Below are 18,229 nucleotides of genomic sequence, written 5' to 3' on the forward strand. Positions count from 1 at the left end.
TATGGGTAGTTTTTCATTTTGTTTAAATTATCTGTAGTCTTTTTGTATATAATTTACAAGATATAAATCTTAATATTAGCAAAATTTTTATGCTATAATATTAATTCTAAGTAAATATAAATGAGTAATAGATAGAAATAGAGAAAAAGTGGTAATAATATATATAATGTTAGGAAAGGAGGATATAAATGGAAAGTGTTAAGGAATATTTAGATAAATTAGAAATTAATAACAGCGGTCTTGGAAAGCAACTTAAAGAAGTTTACATAAGTAGAGTAGTTTATTTTAAAGAAAATAAAATTGTTTATTTTTACCTGACATCTAAAGATATTGTTTCACATGAACTTTTAGATAAATTTAGAGAAGAATTGATGTATAAGTTTGATTATTTTAAAGATATAAAGATGAAAATAAGATTTACTGGGTTTGAAAGAAAATCTAACAAAGATGTTATAAAAAAATATTGGAATAATATCTTGTATATATTAAAGTACCTGTGTCCATCCATTGCAGGATGGTATAAGCAAGTTGAATTTCTTTGTTTAGATGAAGAATTAAAAATAAAACTCCCAAAGGGTATATTTTATGAGAGATTAATAAAAAAAAATGTAGTTCATGTACTTAAAACTGTTCTTAGTGAAGAATTGGGATTGGATTTAGATATAACTATTGAAAAAGCTGTTGATGAAAAGGTAAATGTAGAAAGACTTATAAGAATAAATGATAGAGAAATGGAAGAAAAAATTAGAGCATTGGAAATTGGACAAATTAATAAGTGTGAAGAAAATGAAGAAGAAGGCTATGTTATTAAATCAGAAGTTGACGAAAATTTAGTCTATGGAGATAATGCAAATGCTATGATTGAAAATATATCTGGTTTAAATGCCTCTTCTGGAACAGTTGCAGTTGTTGGAGATATATTTGATGTTGAGACTAAAGAACTTAAAAATGGAAAAATACTTATGATAGCATCAATTACAGATTATACTAGTTCAATAAGTTGTAAGCTATTTTTAACAGATACCAATAAAGATGGAGTACTTGAAAATGTTAAAAAAGGAGCTTATTTAAAACTTAAAGGTGACATAGTTTATGATACATATCAAAGAGAAATTAGTATGATGATTAGTGGAATTAGACAAGAAGCTAGACCAGAGAGAAAAGATACTTCAGAAGAAAAAAGGGTGGAGCTTCATGCACATACTCAGATGTCTTCTATGGATGCTATTTGTTCTGTTAAAAAACTTGTAGAACGTGCAGCAAAATGGGGACATCCAGCGGTTGCTATAACAGACCATGGTGTTGTACAGGGATTCCCAGATGCTATGAATGCTGGTAAGGCAAACAACATAAAAATACTTTATGGAGTAGAAGGGTATTTAGTTGAAGATGATTCTCTTATTATAGAAGATGCAAATGATAAAGAACTTTCTCAGACGTTTGTTGTATTTGATATAGAGACTACTGGATTTTCTAATACAAATGATAAAATAACTGAAATTGGTGCTGTAAAAATAGAAAATTTTAAAATTGTAGATAGATTTAGTGAATTAATAAATCCTGAAAAAGATATTTCGTATAAGATACAAGAATTAACAGGAATAACTAATGAATTGATTAAAGATAAGCCAACTATTGAAGAAGTTCTTCCAAGATTTATGGAGTTTGTTGGAGATAGTGTACTAGTTGCACATAATGCGGAGTTTGATACTGGATTTATATCACAAAAGTGTAGAGAACAGGGGATAATGTATAATCACAAAAAAGTAGATACACTTATGTTAGCCAGAGTAATGCTTCCAAAGTTAAAAAGACATAGATTAAATGTTGTTGCTAAAGAGCTTGGCATACCTCTTTTAAACCACCATAGAGCAGTTGATGATGCGGAAGCAACTGCACTTATATTTAATAAATTTTTACAGATGCTTACAGAAAAAGGTGCCAAAACTTTAAGTGATGTGAATAATATTCTTGGAAAAATCGATTATACAAAGCTTAGTACAAATCATATAACTTTGATAGCAAAAAATTCTATAGGTATAAAAAACTTATATAAAATAATTTCAGATGCACATGTAAATCATTTTTTTAGAGCCCCAAGAATCCTTAGAAGTATTTTAAATGAGTATAAGGAAGGTCTCATAATTGGTTCCGCTTGTGAAGCAGGGGTTGTTTTTCAAGCTGTAAAGAAAAATGCATCTGATGAAGAAATGAAAAAAATAATAGATTTATATGATTATATAGAAGTAATGCCTATAGATAACAATAGGTTTATGATTGATAAAGGAGAAGTAAAGGATGAAGAAGAGCTGAGAGAATTAAATAGAAAATTAATTGATACAGCTAAGAGGTTTAATAAAATTCCAGTAGCTACTGGAGATGTGCATTTTTTAGATAAACATGAGGCTGTTTTAAGAAAAGTTCTAAAGTATTCTCAAGGCTTTAAGGTAGATGAAGAAGAGACTTATTTACATTTTAGGACAACAGATGAAATGTTGGAGGAGTTTAGTTATCTTGGAGAAGAATTAGCATATGAAGTTGTGGTTGAAAATAGTAATTTGATTGCTGATATGGTTGAAAATATAAAACCTATACCAGATGATACATATCCACCAATTATAGAAGGTTCAGATGTAGAATTAAGGGAAATGTGCTATGAAAAAGCTAAACGGATTTATGGAGAGCCAATACCAGAAATAGTTCAAAAGAGATTGGATAGAGAATTAAATTCAATAATAAGTAATGGATATGCAGTTATGTATATTATAGCTCAAAAACTAGTTGCAAAATCTCTTTCAGATGGGTATTTGGTTGGTTCAAGAGGTTCTGTTGGTTCATCATTTGCAGCTACTATGAGTGATATAACAGAAGTTAATCCTCTACCAGCTCACTATATTTGTGAAAATGAAGATTGTAAATATTCCTTTTTTTATGAAATAGGTGAATGGGGGTCAGGTGTTGACTTGCCAGATAAGGATTGTCCAAAATGTGGAAGAAAACTTGCTAAAAATGGTCATGACATTCCGTTTGAGGTTTTCTTAGGTTTTGAAGGAGATAAAGAACCAGATATAGACCTAAATTTCTCAGGAAATTATCAGCCAACAATCCACAAATACACCGAAGAATTATTTGGAGAGGGATATGTATATAGAGCAGGAACTATAGGTACAGTAGCAGAAAAAACAGCTTTTGGATATGCAAGAAAATATGTAGAAGAAAATAATATAAGTGTACCAAATGCGGAGGTACTTAGACTTTCAAATGGGTGTACTGGCGTAAAAAGAACCTCAGGACAGCATCCTGGTGGAGTTATGGTTATACCAGACTATAAAGATGTATATGATTTTACACCTATACAATATCCAGCAAATGATACTTCTTGTGGCGTTATAACTACTCACTTTGATTATCATTCAATAAGTGGTAGGATACTTAAACTTGATATACTTGGACACGACGGTCCTACTATCATAAGAATGCTTGAAGATATTACTGGAATAAATATAACTGAAATTCCTCTAGATGATGAAGAGACTATGTCTTTATTTACATCTACAGAAGCGTTAGGAGTTACACCAGAAGAGATAAATTGTCCTATAGGATGTCTTGCTGTACCTGAATTTGGAACTAAGTTTGTACGACAAATGCTCCTTGATACAAAACCTACTACGTTTGCAGAGCTCGTACGTATATCTGGTCTTTCTCATGGTACAGATGTTTGGGTAAATAATGCACAAGATTTAGTTAGAGAAGATATAGTGGGATTAAAAGATGTTATATCTACACGAGATGACATAATGAACTACTTAATATTTAAAGGCTTACCTCCTAAGATGAGTTTTACAATAATGGAGAGTGTAAGAAAAGGGAAAGGTTTAAAACCAGAACATATTGAAGAAATGAAGAAAAATAATGTTCCAGAATGGTATATAGGTTCGTGTAAAAAGATTAAATATATGTTCCCTAAAGCACATGCTGTTGCTTATGTTATGACCTCATTTAGAATTGCATATTGTAAAGTACATTACCCAGAAGCCTTTTATGCAACTTACTTTACTACAAAGGTGGAAGATTTTGATGCAGATTTAATTGTTAAAGGTTTAGATACTATAAAATCAAAAATAAATGAGATTGAAGCATTGGGAAATGATGCAACTACAAAGGAAAAAGGTATGTTGACCGTATTAGAAGTTGCACTTGAAATGTATGCAAGGGGGATAAGGCTGTTACCAGTTGATATATATAAATCGGATGCAAGTGACTTTATAGTTGTTGGAGAAAAAACATTACTTCCACCAATGGCAGCAATACAAGGTCTTGGAGGAAATGCAGCTTTAAATATTCAAAATGAAAGAAAAAATGGTGAGTTTATATCAAAAGAAGATTTAAGAAAGAGAGCAAAAGTATCAAAAACAGTAATAGAAACACTTACTAATCATGGCTCACTTGAAAATATGAGTGATGAGAACCAATTGTCACTGTTTTAGGTTAGTTCAAAAAGTTGCAAATAAAAGAATTTTATGATATCATAGTATAGAAAATAGTATACTTTGCAGAAACTAAGAGTGAGACAGCTGTTCTCACTCTTTTATTTTAAATATATTATTAAGAACTATTTTAAATTTATTAAATACATTTAATTTAAAAATTATTTAATAAATTTAAAATAGTCATTTACAATTGAATAGGAGGTAATTTAATGAAAAAAGATTTAGAAGTAGCAATTGAAGAAATTGTAACTAAAATAACGGATGAACATGGATTTGAAATGGTTGATGTTGAATATGTAAAAGAAGCGGGAGAATACTACTTAAGAGTATACATAGATAAAGAAGAAGGAATATCTTTAAACGAATGTGAATTAGTTAGTAGAGAACTAAGCCCAATATTAGACGAAAAAGACCCTATAAAAGAGAATTATTTCTTAGAAGTATCTTCTCCAGGGCTTGATAAAGCACTAAAAAAAGACAGAGATTTTGCTAGATACCAAGGTAGAGATGTAGATTTAAAATTATATAAACCATTAAATGGATGTAAACAATTTGAAGGTGAACTTGTAGGATTAACAGAAGATAATAATATAAAAATCATTATAAATGGTGAAGAAATGGAATTTAATAGAAAAGATGTTGCTATTGTTAGATTAGCAATAAAGTTTTAGTGGTATATTAAATAGGGAGGAAATAAAAAATGAATCATGAATTTATGGAAGCACTAAATGAATTAGTAGTTGATAGAGGTATAGATAAAGAAATACTTATAGATACTATAGAGCAAGCTCTTTTAACTGCATACAAAAAAAACTTTGGTTCAGCACAAAATGTTAGAGTTGAGTTTGATAGAGACAAAGGCGATATAAAGGTGTTTTCTCAAAGAGTAGTTGTCGATGAATCAGACTTGTATGATACTTTCTTAGAAATAGAGTTAGCAGATGCTAGAGAAATAAACCCTAATTATGAACTGGGTGATATTATAGAGCATGAAGTTACACCTAAAAACTTTGGGAGAATTGCAGCTCAGACAGCAAAACAAGTAGTTGTTCAAAGAATAAGAGAAGCTGAGAGAGAAATAGTGTATAATGAATTTATAGAAAAAGAAAATGAAATAGTTACAGGAGAGGTTGCTAGAGCAAATAAAAATATTGTTTATGTAAATCTTGGAAGAATAGAAGGGATAATGACTCAAAGTGAACAAATCCCATTTGAAAATTATAAAGCAGGTCAAAAAATAAAATTCTATATACTTGAAGTTAAAAAGACTAACAAAGGACCTCAAATAGTTGTATCAAGAAGTCATCCAGGTCTAGTAAAGAGATTATTTGAAGAAGAAGTTCCTGAAATATATGAGGGTATAGTTCAAATAAAATCAGTAGCAAGAGAAGCTGGGTCAAGAACTAAAATGGCAGTAAGATCTATAGATGAAAAAATAGACCCAATTGGAGCTTGTGTAGGTCCAAAAGGACTTAGAGTAAAAAATATAGTGGATGAACTTGGTGATGAAAAAATAGATATAATAAAATATAGTGAAAATCCAGCAGAGTTTATATCAGCAGCACTTAGCCCATCAAAAGTTGTTAAAGTAGATATAAATGAAGATGAAAAATCTGCCTTAGTTATTGTTCCAGATTATCAGCTATCACTTGCTATAGGTAAAGAAGGCCAAAATGCAAGACTTGCAGCAAAATTGACAAACTGGAAGATAGATATTAAGAGCGAATCTCAAGCAGAGCAAGAAATGATAAATCTTGAAAATTCCAAAGAAATAGAAGATGAGGGTATTAAAGCTGAATTTATCAATCAAGATGAGTTAGATATCTCAGATGATAATTTCAAAGAAGAAGAGTAAGGAGGGATGGCTTTGAAAAAAGTAAAAAAAGTGCCTCAAAGAAAATGCATAGCGTGTCAAGATAGAGACTCTAAAAAAGAGCTTATAAGAATAGTTAAAAATAAAGAAGGAAAAATATTTTTAGACCCAACAGGAAGAGCTAATGGAAGAGGAGCATATGTATGCAAAAGCTCTGAATGTCTAAAAAAAGCTATAAAAAGCAAAGCATTAAATAAAGCTTTTAAAATTGATGTTCCTGATGAAGTCTATGATAATCTACTTATGGAGTTAGAAGAATATGAAAAATAATAAAGAAAAGATACACTCGTTCTTAGGACTCGCAACTCGTGCAGGGAAAATAGTGTCTGGTGATGATTCAACTTTGCTTGACTTAAAAAAAGGAAAAGTAAAATTAATTTTAATTGCAGAAGATGCATCAAATAACACAAAAAAACTTTTTAAAGATAAATCAACTTTTAGAAATATTCCATATCTATTTTTTTCAACAAAAGATGAAATAGGATTTGCAATAGGAAAATCTCCAAGAGCAGTCGTAGGAATAAAAGATGAAAATTTTGCTAAAAAGATAATTGAACTAATAGAAATTTAAAATAAAATAGGGGGTGATCTTGTGTCAAAAACAAGAGTATACCAAATAGCAGAAAAATTAAATATATCAAATGAAGAGCTTATAAATAAGTTAGCTGAATTAGATATTAATGTAACTGACAAAGATTCAGTATTAGAAGGTGAAGCGTTAGAATTAGCACTTGAAGTGTTAAGTGAAGATTCATCTCAAGAAAATGGAAATATTATAGAAATAGATGGACAGTTGACAGTACAAGTATTGGCAACTAAATTAGATAAATCTCCATCAGAAATAATTATGAAGCTTATGAAAATGGGAACTATGGCAACAATAAATCAAGAGATAAATTTTGAGATTGCTGCTTTAGCTGCCAAAGACTATGGATTTGAATTAACAGTAGCAGAAAGTGATGATACAGAAGCTTTAGAAATAGAAGCTTTAATGGAAATTGAAGAAGATAATGAAGAGGATTTAAAACCTAGACCACCAGTTGTTACAGTTATGGGACATGTTGACCATGGTAAAACATCTTTACTAGATGCAATAAGAAAAACTGATGTAATTTCAGGTGAAGCTGGAGGAATAACTCAGCATATAGGTGCTTCAGAAGTTAAAATTAATGGACAAAAAATAGTCTTTTTAGATACACCAGGGCATGAGGCTTTCACATCAATGAGAGCAAGAGGAGCACAAGTTACAGATATAGCAATATTAGTTGTTGCAGCAGATGATGGTATAATGCCTCAAACAGTAGAAGCAATAAACCATGTTAAAGCAGCAGGAGTACCTTTAATAGTTGCTATAAATAAAATAGATAAACCAGGTGCAAACCCAGATAAAGTTAAACAAGAATTAGCAGACCAGGGATTATTAGTTGAAGACTGGGGTGGAGAAGTAATAGCAGTTCCAGTATCAGCTAAGAAAAAAGAAGGAATAGATACACTTTTAGAAATGGTATTGTTGGTTGCTGAAATAGAAGAATTAAGAGCCAATCCAAATAAAAGAGCAGTAGGAACTGTTATAGAAGCTGAGCTTGATAAGGGAAGAGGTCCAGTTGCAACAGTACTTGTTCAGGGTGGTACTCTAACAGTAGGTGATCCAATTGTTGCAGGTGTTGCATGTGGTAAAGTTAGAGCAATGATAAATGCAAAAGGAAAAAGAGTAAAAACAGCAGGTCCATCTACAGCAGTGGAAATATTAGGGCTATCAGAAGTTCCACAAGGTGGAGACCAATTTGTTGAGGTTCCAACAGATAAAATTGCTAGAAGTGTAGCAGCAAGAAGACAACAATTATTTAGAGATGAGATGTTAAAATCAACTCAAAGATTATCACTAGATGCTTTATTTAGTCAAATGAGTGAAGGTGCTATAAAAGACCTTAACATAGTTATAAAAGCAGATGTACAAGGTTCAGTACAAGCAGTTAAACAATCTTTAGAAAAATTATCAAATGAAGAAGTACAGGTTAAAGTAATACATGGAGGTGTTGGAGCTGTAACAGAATCAGATATATTACTTGCAGCAGCCTCTAATGCAATAATAATAGGATTCAATGTAAGACCAGTTCCAGGTGCAGAATCTCTAGGAGAGAAGGAAAATGTTGATATAAGAACATATACTATAATATACAAAGCTATAGAAGATATACAAGCTGCTATGACTGGTATGTTAGACCCTGAATATGTTGATGAAGAAACAGGAAAAGCTGAAATAAGAGAAATATATAAAATATCTGGTATTGGAACAGTAGCTGGATGTTATGTAACTAATGGTAAAATATTTAGAAACTGTAAAATAAGATTAGTTAGAGATAGTATAATAATACATGAAGGTGAACTGGCAGCACTTAAGAGATTTAAAGATGATGTAAAAGAAGTTAATTCTGGATACGAATGTGGTATGAGTTTTGTAAATTATAATGACATAAAAGAAGGCGACATAGTAGAAGCTTATATAACTAAAGAAGTAGAAAGAAAATTATAAATTCGTATCAAAGAAAATCAGTTAGTAAAGAAGGTCGATGGTATGGCATCATATAATAGAACAAGAAGAATTGCAGAAGAAATAAGAAAAGTAGTAAGCACTATGCTTATAAATGGAGTAAAAGACCCTAGAATAACATCTTTGGTAAGTGTAACTGATGTAGAAGTTACAAATGACCTAAGATATGCTTATGTATATGTAAGTATTCTAGGTGGAGATGAAGAATCCACATTAGCAGGACTTAAGAGTGCTGGAGGGTATATAAGAAGAGAAGTAGGAAAAAATATAAAGCTTAGATATATTCCTGAGATAATATTTAAACTTGATGATTCAATAGAAAAAGGAATGTATATGGATAGCCTTATAAAGAGAGTAAATGAAAAAAATACTCAAAAAAATGAGGATGAAAATTATGATGAATAATATTGATAGTATTATAAATTATATATATGAAGGTGACTATTTTATAGTTACCTCTCATATTAGTCCAGATGGAGATAATATTGGTTCCACACTTTCAATGTATTATACACTAAAAAATTTAGGGAAAAATGTATATTATGTACTTGATGATGAAGCTCCATTGAATTTAAAGTTTTTAGTTGAAGGTATAGAAATTTATAAGTCTCATGAATTTGATATAAATAAGTATTCTCTAATTGCACTTGACTGTGGAGATAAGATGAGAATATGTGTAAGTGATGAAATCAAAAATAATGCATCAAAAGTAATCTGTATTGACCATCATGCGAGTAATGATTCATATGGAGACTTAAACTATGTAGATATTGATGCATCTTCTACTTGTGAACTAGTGTATAATTTATTGGTTAGATTTCAAGAAATAAAAGACATTAAGATTATAAATAAAGACATAGCAACATGTTTATACACAGGTCTTGTAACTGATACCGGAAATTTTTCCTATTCAAATGTGCATGCAAGTAGTTTTGAAATGGCAAAGGATTTACTTATTTTGGGTGCAGAAAAAAATACTATAATACAAAATATATATCAAAGTAATTCTTCTGATTATTACAAATTATTAGGTGAAGCTTTGAAATCTTTGGAGATATTTGATTCAAAGGTATCTAGTATAATTTTAACTCAGGATATGATGAATAGGAATAACATGAGTTTCAATGATGTTGATGGTATAACAACATATACTAGAGATATAAAGGATATTGAAGTTGGAATTTTATTTAAAGAAAAAAAACAAGATGAAATTAAAGTGAGTTTTAGGTCAAAAAATTATGTTGATGTAAGTGAAATAGCTAAGGTATTTGGTGGCGGTGGTCACATAAGAGCTGCTGGATGCACTATCAAAGATAGTATTGATAATGCTAAAAAAATGGTATTAGAGGCAGTGTTAAAATCAATTTAAGGTGACAATAAAATGAATAAGATTATAAATATATTGAAGCCTACAGGTATGACGTCTCATGATGTTGTAAGTAGGGTAAGAAAGATTTTAAATATGAAAAAAGTTGGGCATACAGGTACTCTTGACCCAGATGCATCAGGTGTTTTACCAATATGTATAGGAAAAGCTACAAAAGTATGTGAACTTATTTTAAACAAAGATAAATCGTATATATGTGAACTTACTTTAGGTATAAGTACAGATACCTATGATTCATCTGGCGAAATTATAAAAAAAGTTGATGATTTTAAGTTGAGTAATGAAGATATAGAAAGAGCTTTTGATACGCAAAAAGGTGAAATAGATCAACTTCCTCCAATTTACTCAGCTTTAAAAGTAAATGGAAAGAGAATGTGTGATTTAGTAAGAAGTGGTAGAGGCTCTGAGATTACTTTAAAAACTAGAAGAATAAACATAAAAGATATAAAAATCCTTAGTATAAAAGGTAATAAAGTAATGTTTTATGTTGAATGTTCTAAAGGGACTTATGTGAGAAGCATTTGCCATGATATAGGAGAATATCTAGGGTGTGGAGGACATATGTCGTTTTTAAATAGAACATCTTCTGGCAAATTTAACTTGGAAAATTCGATAACGCTGGAAGAATTAGAATTATTTTATGCAAATGAAACTCTGGATAAACATTTATATGATATAGATTATGTATTGGATTCGTTTAATTATATTGTATTAAACCCTAATGCTATAAAATATTATAGTAATGGTGGTTCAATAGATGATAAGAGATTTTTAAAGAACAATCTCAGTAAAGATGATGAATTTGTAAGAGTATACAGTAAAGATAACTTCTTAGGATTAGGAAAATTATCAAAACATAATAATACAATAAGTGTTAAAAGTGATAAGATGTTTGTATAATCAATGTATTTGAAAAAACACCAAAAGAGATAGTACTATAATAACTTCTATAGTCTATCTCTTTTACTTATGCTATAATAGTTTGTGAATAAGTTAAGAGTAAATTATAATTTTAGCGGGGAAAATTTATTATGGTGATTATAAAATCTATAGCAGAAATAGCAAACATAAAAGAAAGTGTCATTACCATAGGGAATTTTGATGGCATACACAAAGGACATCAAGTTCTTATAAAAAAAGCAGTTGAATATGCAAAAAAAGAAAATATACAGAGTATTGTATTTACATTTGCAAATCATCCTGTAAACTACTTTAGACCAAACTCAACAAAAAATATTATAAGCAATGAGGACAAAATAAGATTATTGGAAGAATTGGGAATAGATATAGTTGTAATCATACCATTTGATGAGTATATGACCAAAATACCTGCAAAGGATTTTGTAGAGGAGATACTAGTAAAAAAATTAAAAGCTAAAAAAATAGTAATTGGACATGACTTTACGTTTGCCAGAGCGAAGGAAGGTAATGTCAATCTATTAAAAAGCTTAGAAGATGAATTTGGTTTTGAGGTGGAAGTAATAAAACCAATCAAAATAAATGATGTAAGAGTGAGTAGTACTTATATTAGAAGTTTAGTATCCCAAGGTGATATGACTAATGTCAAAGAGTATTTAGGTCGTAATTACAAGTTAGAAGGCTGTGTTATACATTCTAAACACCTTGGAAGAACTATTGGATTCCCAACAGCAAATATTGACCTTAAGAATAATATGCTCATTCCAAAGAGAGGTATCTATGCTTCTATTGTACATATTGGAGATGAGGTTTATTTTGGTGCTACAAATGTAGGTTACAACCCAACGGTTAATGGAAAATCTTTGTCTATTGAAACAAATATTTTAGAATTTGACAGAGATATTTATGGTGAAAATATAATTGTTGAATTTTTGGAAAGAATAAGGGATGAGAGAAAATTTAATTCAATAGATGACTTAAAAAATCAATTGTCTAATGACATAAACTATGTATATGAAAACTATGTTTGCAAAAACAGGTAATGTATGATAAAATGATTAAGGAAAATAACCATTACTCAGCTTTTGAATACTCCAATCAATGCTTAGTAATAGGCGTTTCTAAAAAAATACGGAGGTAATCTAAATGATAAACAAAACAGAAATAATCAAAGAATATGGAAGAGTTGAAGGAGATACTGGTTCTCCAGAAGTACAAATAGCTTTATTAACAGCTAGAATAAATGATCTAAATGGACATTTAAAAACTCATAAGAAAGACCACCATTCAAGAAGAGGACTATTAAAAATGGTTGGTAGAAGAAGAAACTTATTAGCTTACTTAAAAGAAAAAGATCTTGAAGGATATAGAGCATTAATAGCTAAATTAGGATTAAGAAAGTAATTTCATTCTTTATAAAAAAGCAGGTATAGTGTATACCTGCTTTTTTATAGTTAATTTATTATAGAGTAAAATAGTTAATAATAAAAGTAATTTATACATTATAAAAAATTATAAAATGAATAATATTGGGTAAGAATATAAGGTAATATATAAATACATAAGCAATTAAAAAGGAAAGACAAGATAAATATAGAAACTTTATACTATAATATTTAGTTAGAATAAGGAGGAAATTATTTTGAAAATAAAGTTAGTATGTGATAGTTTGTGCGATATTCCAGATGAAATATCAAAGAAAGATTATATAGAAATAGTTCCACTTACAGTTATTTTTAATGGTAGAGAATACATAGAAGGAGTGGATATAGATAAAGAAGAGTTTTACAAGAAAGTAAAAGAAATAAAACAAATACCTAAGACTTCACAAGCTACATATATGGAGTTTAAAGAAGTATTTGATAAGTTTATAGAAGAGGGATATCATATAATCTGTTTAACAGGTGCATCAAATGCCTCAGGAACTTTTCAAAGTGCTGTAATAGCTAAGAATGATATGAATGAAAAAGAAAAAATACATATATTTGATACTCGAAACTTATCACTTGGTAGTGGGCAATATGTTATAAAAGCCTGTGAACTTGTTGAAGAAGGTTTGGGGTTTGAAGAAATAATAAATGAGTTAGAAAACATTCGTAGCAGTATAAGATTACTTTTTGCTCCATATACCCTTGATTTCTTAAAACAAAGTGGAAGGGTTCCAGTAGCAACTGCTTTAATAGGAAATATGTTGAATATAAAACCTATATTTTTCTTTGATAATGGGGAAGCTAAGTTGGTAAACAAGGTCAGAGGAGTAAAAAATATAGCAAGTAAACTAGTAGATATAATTTTAGAAATGAATGAAGGGTCTTTAGAAGGGAAAATAGTAACAATAGGCTGTGGAGATAATCTACATGATTGTGAAATATTAAAAGAAGAAGTAAATAAAAGAATAAAAGCAAGAAGAGTCTTGTTTACTAGAGGTGGAGTTTCTATTTGCTCTCATACAGGGCCAGATATATTAGCTATAAGTTGTTCTAATTAGCAGGAATATAAGCTTCTTGCATATATAGGCAAAGATAATTTTTATATTGTTAATTTATAGTATTTTTGATAATATAGTAAATAGAGTGATATACGTGTTTTTAATAAGAGGAGGACAAGCATTAATGTTTGAACATAAAATATTTAAAATGGATTTCGCAGGGAGAGAACTTTCTGTAGAAATAGGAAAAATTTGTGAAATGACTAACGGTAGCTGTATAGTTAGATACAGCGACAGTATGGTAATGGTAAATACAACTAAGTCAGCTAAGCCTAGAGACGGAATAGACTTTTTCCCTTTAAGTGTAGATTATGAAGAAAAATTATACTCTGTAGGTAAAATACCTGGAGGTTTTTTAAAGAGAGAAGGTAAGCCTTCAGAAAAAGCGATACTTACATCAAGATTGATAGATAGACCAATAAGACCATTATTTCCAAAAGGATTTAGAAATGATGTTCAGGTAGTTGCAACAGTTTTATCAGTAGATCAAGATTGCACACCAGATATAGTAGCAATGATAGGTTCATCTATAGCACTTTCTATATCAGATATACCATTTAATGGTCCAACAGGTTCAGTATGTATTGGTCTTGTAGATGGTGCATTTGTTGTAAATCCAAATGCAGAGCAAAGAGAGAAAAGTTCAATGCATCTAGTTGTTTCAGGTACAAAAGAAGCAATAATGATGGTTGAAGCTGGAGCAGATGAAGTTCCAGATGATATAATGCTTGATGCTATTTTATTCGCTCATCAAGAAATAAAAAAAGTGGTTGAATTTATAGATGGTATAGTTGCAGAAGTTGGAAAAGAAAAAATTGTTGTTGAATTATACCATGCAGGAGAAGAAATAACTCAATTGGTTCGTGAATTTGCAACTGCTAAGATGAAGGACGCAGTTCAAACTTTTGAAAAACTAGAAAGAATGGAAAAGATGGATAGAGTTAAAGAAGAAACTCTAGCTCATTTTGAAGAAACTATTGAAAATTTTGAAGAACTTATTGGTGATATAGAGGAAGTATTACAAGATATAATAAAAGAAGAAGTAAGAAAACTTATAGTGCATGAAAATGTAAGACCAGATAATAGAAAATTAGAAGAAATCAGACCTATATGGTGTGAAACTGGTATGATACCTAGAGCTCATGGTTCAGCTATATTTACTAGAGGACAAACTCAAGTACTTAATGTAGCTACTTTAGGTGCTTTAGGAGATGTTCAAAAGTTAGATGGATTAGATGAAGAAGAAAACAAGAGATATATGCATCACTACAATTTCCCATCATATAGTGTTGGAGAAGCTAGACCATCAAGAGGTCCAGGTAGAAGAGAAATAGGGCATGGTGCTTTAGCTGAGAGAGCTTTACTACCAGTGATACCATCTCAAGAAGACTTCCCTTATGCTATTAGATTAGTTTCTGAAGTATTGAGTTCAAATGGTTCTACATCTCAAGCGAGTGTATGTGGCTCAACATTATCTCTGCTTGATGCAGGTGTACCTATAAGAGACATGGTTGCAGGTATAGCAATGGGACTTATAAAGCATGATGGTAAAGTAGCAGTGCTTTCAGATATACAAGGTATGGAAGACCACTTAGGAGACATGGACTTTAAAGTGGCTGGAACAGAGCATGGTATAACTGCGATACAAATGGATATAAAAATAGATGGTATAGATAAAGAAGTTCTACAACGTGCTTTAAAACAAGCTAAGGAAGGTAGAATCCATATACTAGGAGAAATGAGAAAAACTATATCTCAACCAAAACCAGAGCTTTCACCATATGCACCTAAGATTGTTAAAATGCAAATAAATCCTGACAAAATAAAAGATGTAATAGGACCTGGTGGAAAAATAATAACTAAGATAATAGATGAAACTGGAGTTAAGATAGATATTGAACAAACTGGAGAAGTATTCATATCAGGTATTGAAATTGATATGATTAATAGAGCTCAAGAACTTATAAATAATATAGTTATTGAACCAGAAGTAGGAAAAACTTATAAAGGTAAAGTAAGTAGAATAATGAATTTTGGAGCATTTATTGAAATACTTCCAGGAAAAGAAGGATTACTTCATATATCTCATATAGCTCATGAAAGAGTTGCTAAGGTTGAAGATGTGTTAAATATAGGAGATGAAGTTGAAGTTAAAGTTACAGAAATAGATGAAAAAGGAAGAGTTAACTTATCTAGAAAAGTTCTTTTACCAAAACCAGAGCATAAAAATAAATAATATATTAAATAATTAAAGGCAAAATCCTAGGGTTTTGCTTTTTTTTATTGCTAATATGATAATGACTATTAAATATCGTGTTAATATTGATTTTATTTACAACATATGGTAAATTACTAATAGTATTAGCAATTAAGGAGGTGATAATGTGGACTATATGAAATTAGCACTTGAACTTGGAAAGGTTAAGACATTGATGGTAAAAATACCACATAAAGATAAAATTGCAGATATACAAAGTGGTGAAAAATTTGTATTGGGTTATTTATCTAAAAATAATAAAAAAGTAAATCCAAAAGAAATAAGTAGTACTATGAATGTTAGTACTGCTAGAATGTCTGCTATTCTTAATCAATTAGAATCAAAGGAAATGATTGAACGCTGTGTTGACCCACAAAATGGTAGACAGACACTAGTTCAATTAATGCCTAAGGGAATACAACAGCAGAAAATAAATGAAAAAGAATTTTTAGAGTATACAGTTGAATTTTTAAAAGCACTAGGTCCAGAAGATGCTATTGCTTACATACGTATTCAAAAAAAGATTATAAAGTTTTTTGAAGATAAAAAATAGAGATATTTCTTAAGTGTTGCTAATAAAAACAGAAAGAAGGTAAAGACATGAGTTTAAATAAGCAATCTAGAAATATGATTTTTGCTGTACTATTGATTGGTTCTATAGTTGGCTCATTACTTCAGACATCTCTTACTACTGCATTGCCAGTTATGATGGGGGATTTAAATATATCAGCCACAACAGCTCAATGGCTTACTAGTGCATATACGCTTGCTATGGGAATTATGGTTCCTGCCACTGCATTTTTGATTAGGAGATTTCCAACAAAACCACTTTTCATTAGTGCTATGAGTCTTTTTGCTGTAGGATTGTTGCTTTCTGCTAGTGCATCTTCATTTACACCCCTTTTGTTTGGGCGTATATTGCAAGCAATGGGGAATGGAGTGTTGCTATCCATGACACAAGTAATAATTTTAACAATTTATCCTGCAGAGCAAATGGGTTCTATAATGGGTATATATGGTTTGGCTGCTGGTGCTGCTCCAATATTTGCTCCAACTCTAGCAGGAATTGTCATTGATATTTTTAATTGGCAAGCTATTTTTTGGTTTTCTTTAGTTATAAGTATTATTGATATTATTATAGCATCTAGAGTGTTACAAAATGTAATAGAGACAAAAAAACAATCATTTGATACGTTTTCTATGATTTTATGTGCAGTAGGATTTAGTGGTCTTTTACTTGGGCTTGGGAATATTGGGACAACTGAGTTTTTTAGTATAAATATTGCTTTACCATTATTTGTAGGTATAGTATCAATTATAGTATTTTCTTTACGTCAGATTCACTCAAAAGAGCCATTTCTAGAACTTCGTATTCTTAAAAATAAAAGTTATAGACTTGCTGTAATTATAAGTATGCTTTTATATGTTGTAATGATGGCAGGTTCCACTTTAATTCCAATATATATCCAGACAGTAAGAGGATTTTCAGCAACTAAGTGTGGTCTCATTATGATGCCAGGTTCTCTTGTAATGGCACTTATAAGTCCTTTTGCAGGTAGATTTTATGATAGGTTTGGAATACGAAAGCTAGTTGTATGTGGAAGTATATTCTTGGCAATAAGTTGTCTTGGTGTATCTTTTGTAGGAGAAGATACTTCAGTATTGTATATCTCTGCTTTTTATATTATACGTCTGATAGCTATTGGATTAATTATGATGCCTATTGTTACCTGGGGAATGAGTGTGCTTGGTGAAAAAAATATTGCTCACGGAACAGCATTACTTACTTCATTGCGTACAATAGCTGGAGCTATTGGCTCAGCAGTTTTTGTTGCAGTAATGACAACTGCTACAGTAACATCACGAGGTATGACAAATGCTACAGCAAATGTATTTGGAATGGATGTTGCATTTATTTGTATTTCAATTGTTGCAGTAGTTCAGCTTTTAGTGGCTTTCTTTTTTATAGAAAGAAAAAGTTTAAAGAAATCAACAAACTAAAGCTGATTTGTAGATTTTAAAAGCACAATTACATAAACATGTTCTAGTTATTATAATAAATTTTCAAGTATGAAATTAAACTTTTGAATATGAAATTAAAAGCCTATGTTACTTTTGCTAACAGAGGCTTTTTATATAAAATGTATTATGTCCTCTTATATTAAAGGTAATGGAAGGAAGTACTATAGGAAATTCTAAAATAATAGGAAAAATAAATAGCTAATTTAAAATTTTTTTAATAATAGAGGTTTAATTAAGAGATTT

The 18,229-nt window shown here is 30.2% G+C and carries 15 protein-coding genes; all 15 read left to right on the top strand.

The window, feature by feature from the left end; genetic code table 11:
* Nucleotides 1-188 precede the first annotated feature (188 nt).
* The 15 genes from IC219_RS12215 (at nucleotide 189) to IC219_RS12285 (ending at nucleotide 17,965) form a co-directional block, all read left to right on the top strand.
* Entirely contained in the window at nucleotides 189-4,487 is a 4,299-nt protein-coding gene (locus IC219_RS12215; protein ID WP_227831210.1) for a PolC-type DNA polymerase III, read from the top strand.
* A 212-nt stretch (nucleotides 4,488-4,699) separates the two neighbouring features.
* Nucleotides 4,700-5,161 (top strand): ribosome maturation factor RimP, encoded by a 462-nt coding sequence (rimP, locus tag IC219_RS12220; RefSeq protein ID WP_227434216.1) that lies wholly within the window; start codon nucleotides 4,700-4,702, stop codon nucleotides 5,159-5,161.
* Nucleotides 5,162-5,190: 29 nt separating this feature from the next.
* Nucleotides 5,191-6,345, top strand: coding sequence for a transcription termination factor NusA (gene nusA / locus IC219_RS12225; protein WP_227434217.1), 1,155 nt, complete (start codon nucleotides 5,191-5,193; stop codon nucleotides 6,343-6,345).
* 6 nt (nucleotides 6,346-6,351) lie between these two features.
* Nucleotides 6,352-6,633: an RNase P modulator RnpM gene (gene rnpM / locus IC219_RS12230; RefSeq protein ID WP_227434218.1), complete on the top strand. Its 282-nt coding sequence runs from the start codon at nucleotides 6,352-6,354 to the stop codon at nucleotides 6,631-6,633.
* Nucleotides 6,623-6,934, top strand: coding sequence for a L7Ae/L30e/S12e/Gadd45 family ribosomal protein (locus tag IC219_RS12235; protein ID WP_227434219.1), 312 nt, complete (start codon nucleotides 6,623-6,625; stop codon nucleotides 6,932-6,934). The genes rnpM and IC219_RS12235 overlap by 11 nt, the downstream gene beginning before the upstream one ends.
* A 21-nt stretch (nucleotides 6,935-6,955) precedes the next feature.
* Complete coding sequence (infB, locus tag IC219_RS12240; RefSeq protein WP_227434220.1) at nucleotides 6,956-8,896, top strand: translation initiation factor IF-2; 1,941 nt, start codon at nucleotides 6,956-6,958, stop codon at nucleotides 8,894-8,896.
* Between the two features lie 42 nt (nucleotides 8,897-8,938).
* On the top strand, nucleotides 8,939-9,319 hold the full coding sequence (rbfA, locus tag IC219_RS12245; RefSeq protein WP_227434221.1) for a 30S ribosome-binding factor RbfA: 381 nt from the start codon (nucleotides 8,939-8,941) through the stop codon (nucleotides 9,317-9,319).
* Entirely contained in the window at nucleotides 9,300-10,283 is a 984-nt protein-coding gene (locus tag IC219_RS12250; protein ID WP_227482249.1) for a DHH family phosphoesterase, read from the top strand. Before rbfA ends, IC219_RS12250 begins: the two co-directional genes overlap by 20 nt.
* Before the next feature lie 12 nt (nucleotides 10,284-10,295).
* A complete protein-coding gene (gene truB, locus IC219_RS12255) occupies nucleotides 10,296-11,201 on the top strand; it encodes a tRNA pseudouridine(55) synthase TruB (RefSeq protein ID WP_227434223.1) in 906 nt (301 codons plus the stop codon).
* A gap of 131 nt (nucleotides 11,202-11,332) precedes the next feature.
* Nucleotides 11,333-12,262, top strand: coding sequence for a bifunctional riboflavin kinase/FAD synthetase (locus IC219_RS12260; RefSeq protein WP_227434224.1), 930 nt, complete (start codon nucleotides 11,333-11,335; stop codon nucleotides 12,260-12,262).
* 103 nt (nucleotides 12,263-12,365) lie between these two features.
* Complete coding sequence (gene rpsO, locus IC219_RS12265; protein ID WP_227434225.1) at nucleotides 12,366-12,623, top strand: 30S ribosomal protein S15; 258 nt, start codon at nucleotides 12,366-12,368, stop codon at nucleotides 12,621-12,623.
* Between the two features lie 238 nt (nucleotides 12,624-12,861).
* A complete protein-coding gene (locus IC219_RS12270) occupies nucleotides 12,862-13,707 on the top strand; it encodes a DegV family protein (protein ID WP_227831209.1) in 846 nt (281 codons plus the stop codon).
* A gap of 124 nt (nucleotides 13,708-13,831) precedes the next feature.
* A complete protein-coding gene (gene pnp, locus IC219_RS12275; protein ID WP_227434227.1) occupies nucleotides 13,832-15,943 on the top strand; it encodes a polyribonucleotide nucleotidyltransferase in 2,112 nt (703 codons plus the stop codon).
* Between the two features lie 157 nt (nucleotides 15,944-16,100).
* Nucleotides 16,101-16,517, top strand: coding sequence for a MarR family transcriptional regulator (locus tag IC219_RS12280; RefSeq protein WP_227434330.1), 417 nt, complete (start codon nucleotides 16,101-16,103; stop codon nucleotides 16,515-16,517).
* 47 nt (nucleotides 16,518-16,564) lie between these two features.
* Nucleotides 16,565-17,965, top strand: a complete 1,401-nt coding sequence (locus IC219_RS12285; protein WP_227482251.1) for an MDR family MFS transporter — start codon at nucleotides 16,565-16,567, stop codon at nucleotides 17,963-17,965.
* Nucleotides 17,966-18,229: the final 264 nt, after the last annotated feature.

It is taken from the genome of Clostridioides sp. ES-W-0018-02, assembly GCF_020658175.1.
GTDB lineage: Bacteria > Bacillota > Clostridia > Peptostreptococcales > Peptostreptococcaceae > Clostridioides.

Coding starts and splice junctions, on each gene's coding strand:
- IC219_RS12215 (WP_227831210.1), top strand. CDS start 189: ATGGAAAGTGTTAAGGAATATTTAGATAAATTAGAAATTAATAACAGC.
- rimP (WP_227434216.1), top strand. CDS start 4,700: ATGAAAAAAGATTTAGAAGTAGCAATTGAAGAAATTGTAACTAAAATA.
- nusA (WP_227434217.1), top strand. CDS start 5,191: ATGAATCATGAATTTATGGAAGCACTAAATGAATTAGTAGTTGATAGA.
- rnpM (WP_227434218.1), top strand. CDS start 6,352: ATGGCTTTGAAAAAAGTAAAAAAAGTGCCTCAAAGAAAATGCATAGCG.
- IC219_RS12235 (WP_227434219.1), top strand. CDS start 6,623: ATGAAAAATAATAAAGAAAAGATACACTCGTTCTTAGGACTCGCAACT.
- rbfA (WP_227434221.1), top strand. CDS start 8,939: ATGGCATCATATAATAGAACAAGAAGAATTGCAGAAGAAATAAGAAAA.
- IC219_RS12250 (WP_227482249.1), top strand. CDS start 9,300: ATGAAAATTATGATGAATAATATTGATAGTATTATAAATTATATATAT.
- truB (WP_227434223.1), top strand. CDS start 10,296: ATGAATAAGATTATAAATATATTGAAGCCTACAGGTATGACGTCTCAT.
- IC219_RS12260 (WP_227434224.1), top strand. CDS start 11,333: ATGGTGATTATAAAATCTATAGCAGAAATAGCAAACATAAAAGAAAGT.
- rpsO (WP_227434225.1), top strand. CDS start 12,366: ATGATAAACAAAACAGAAATAATCAAAGAATATGGAAGAGTTGAAGGA.
- pnp (WP_227434227.1), top strand. CDS start 13,832: ATGTTTGAACATAAAATATTTAAAATGGATTTCGCAGGGAGAGAACTT.
- IC219_RS12280 (WP_227434330.1), top strand. CDS start 16,101: ATGAAATTAGCACTTGAACTTGGAAAGGTTAAGACATTGATGGTAAAA.
- IC219_RS12285 (WP_227482251.1), top strand. CDS start 16,565: ATGAGTTTAAATAAGCAATCTAGAAATATGATTTTTGCTGTACTATTG.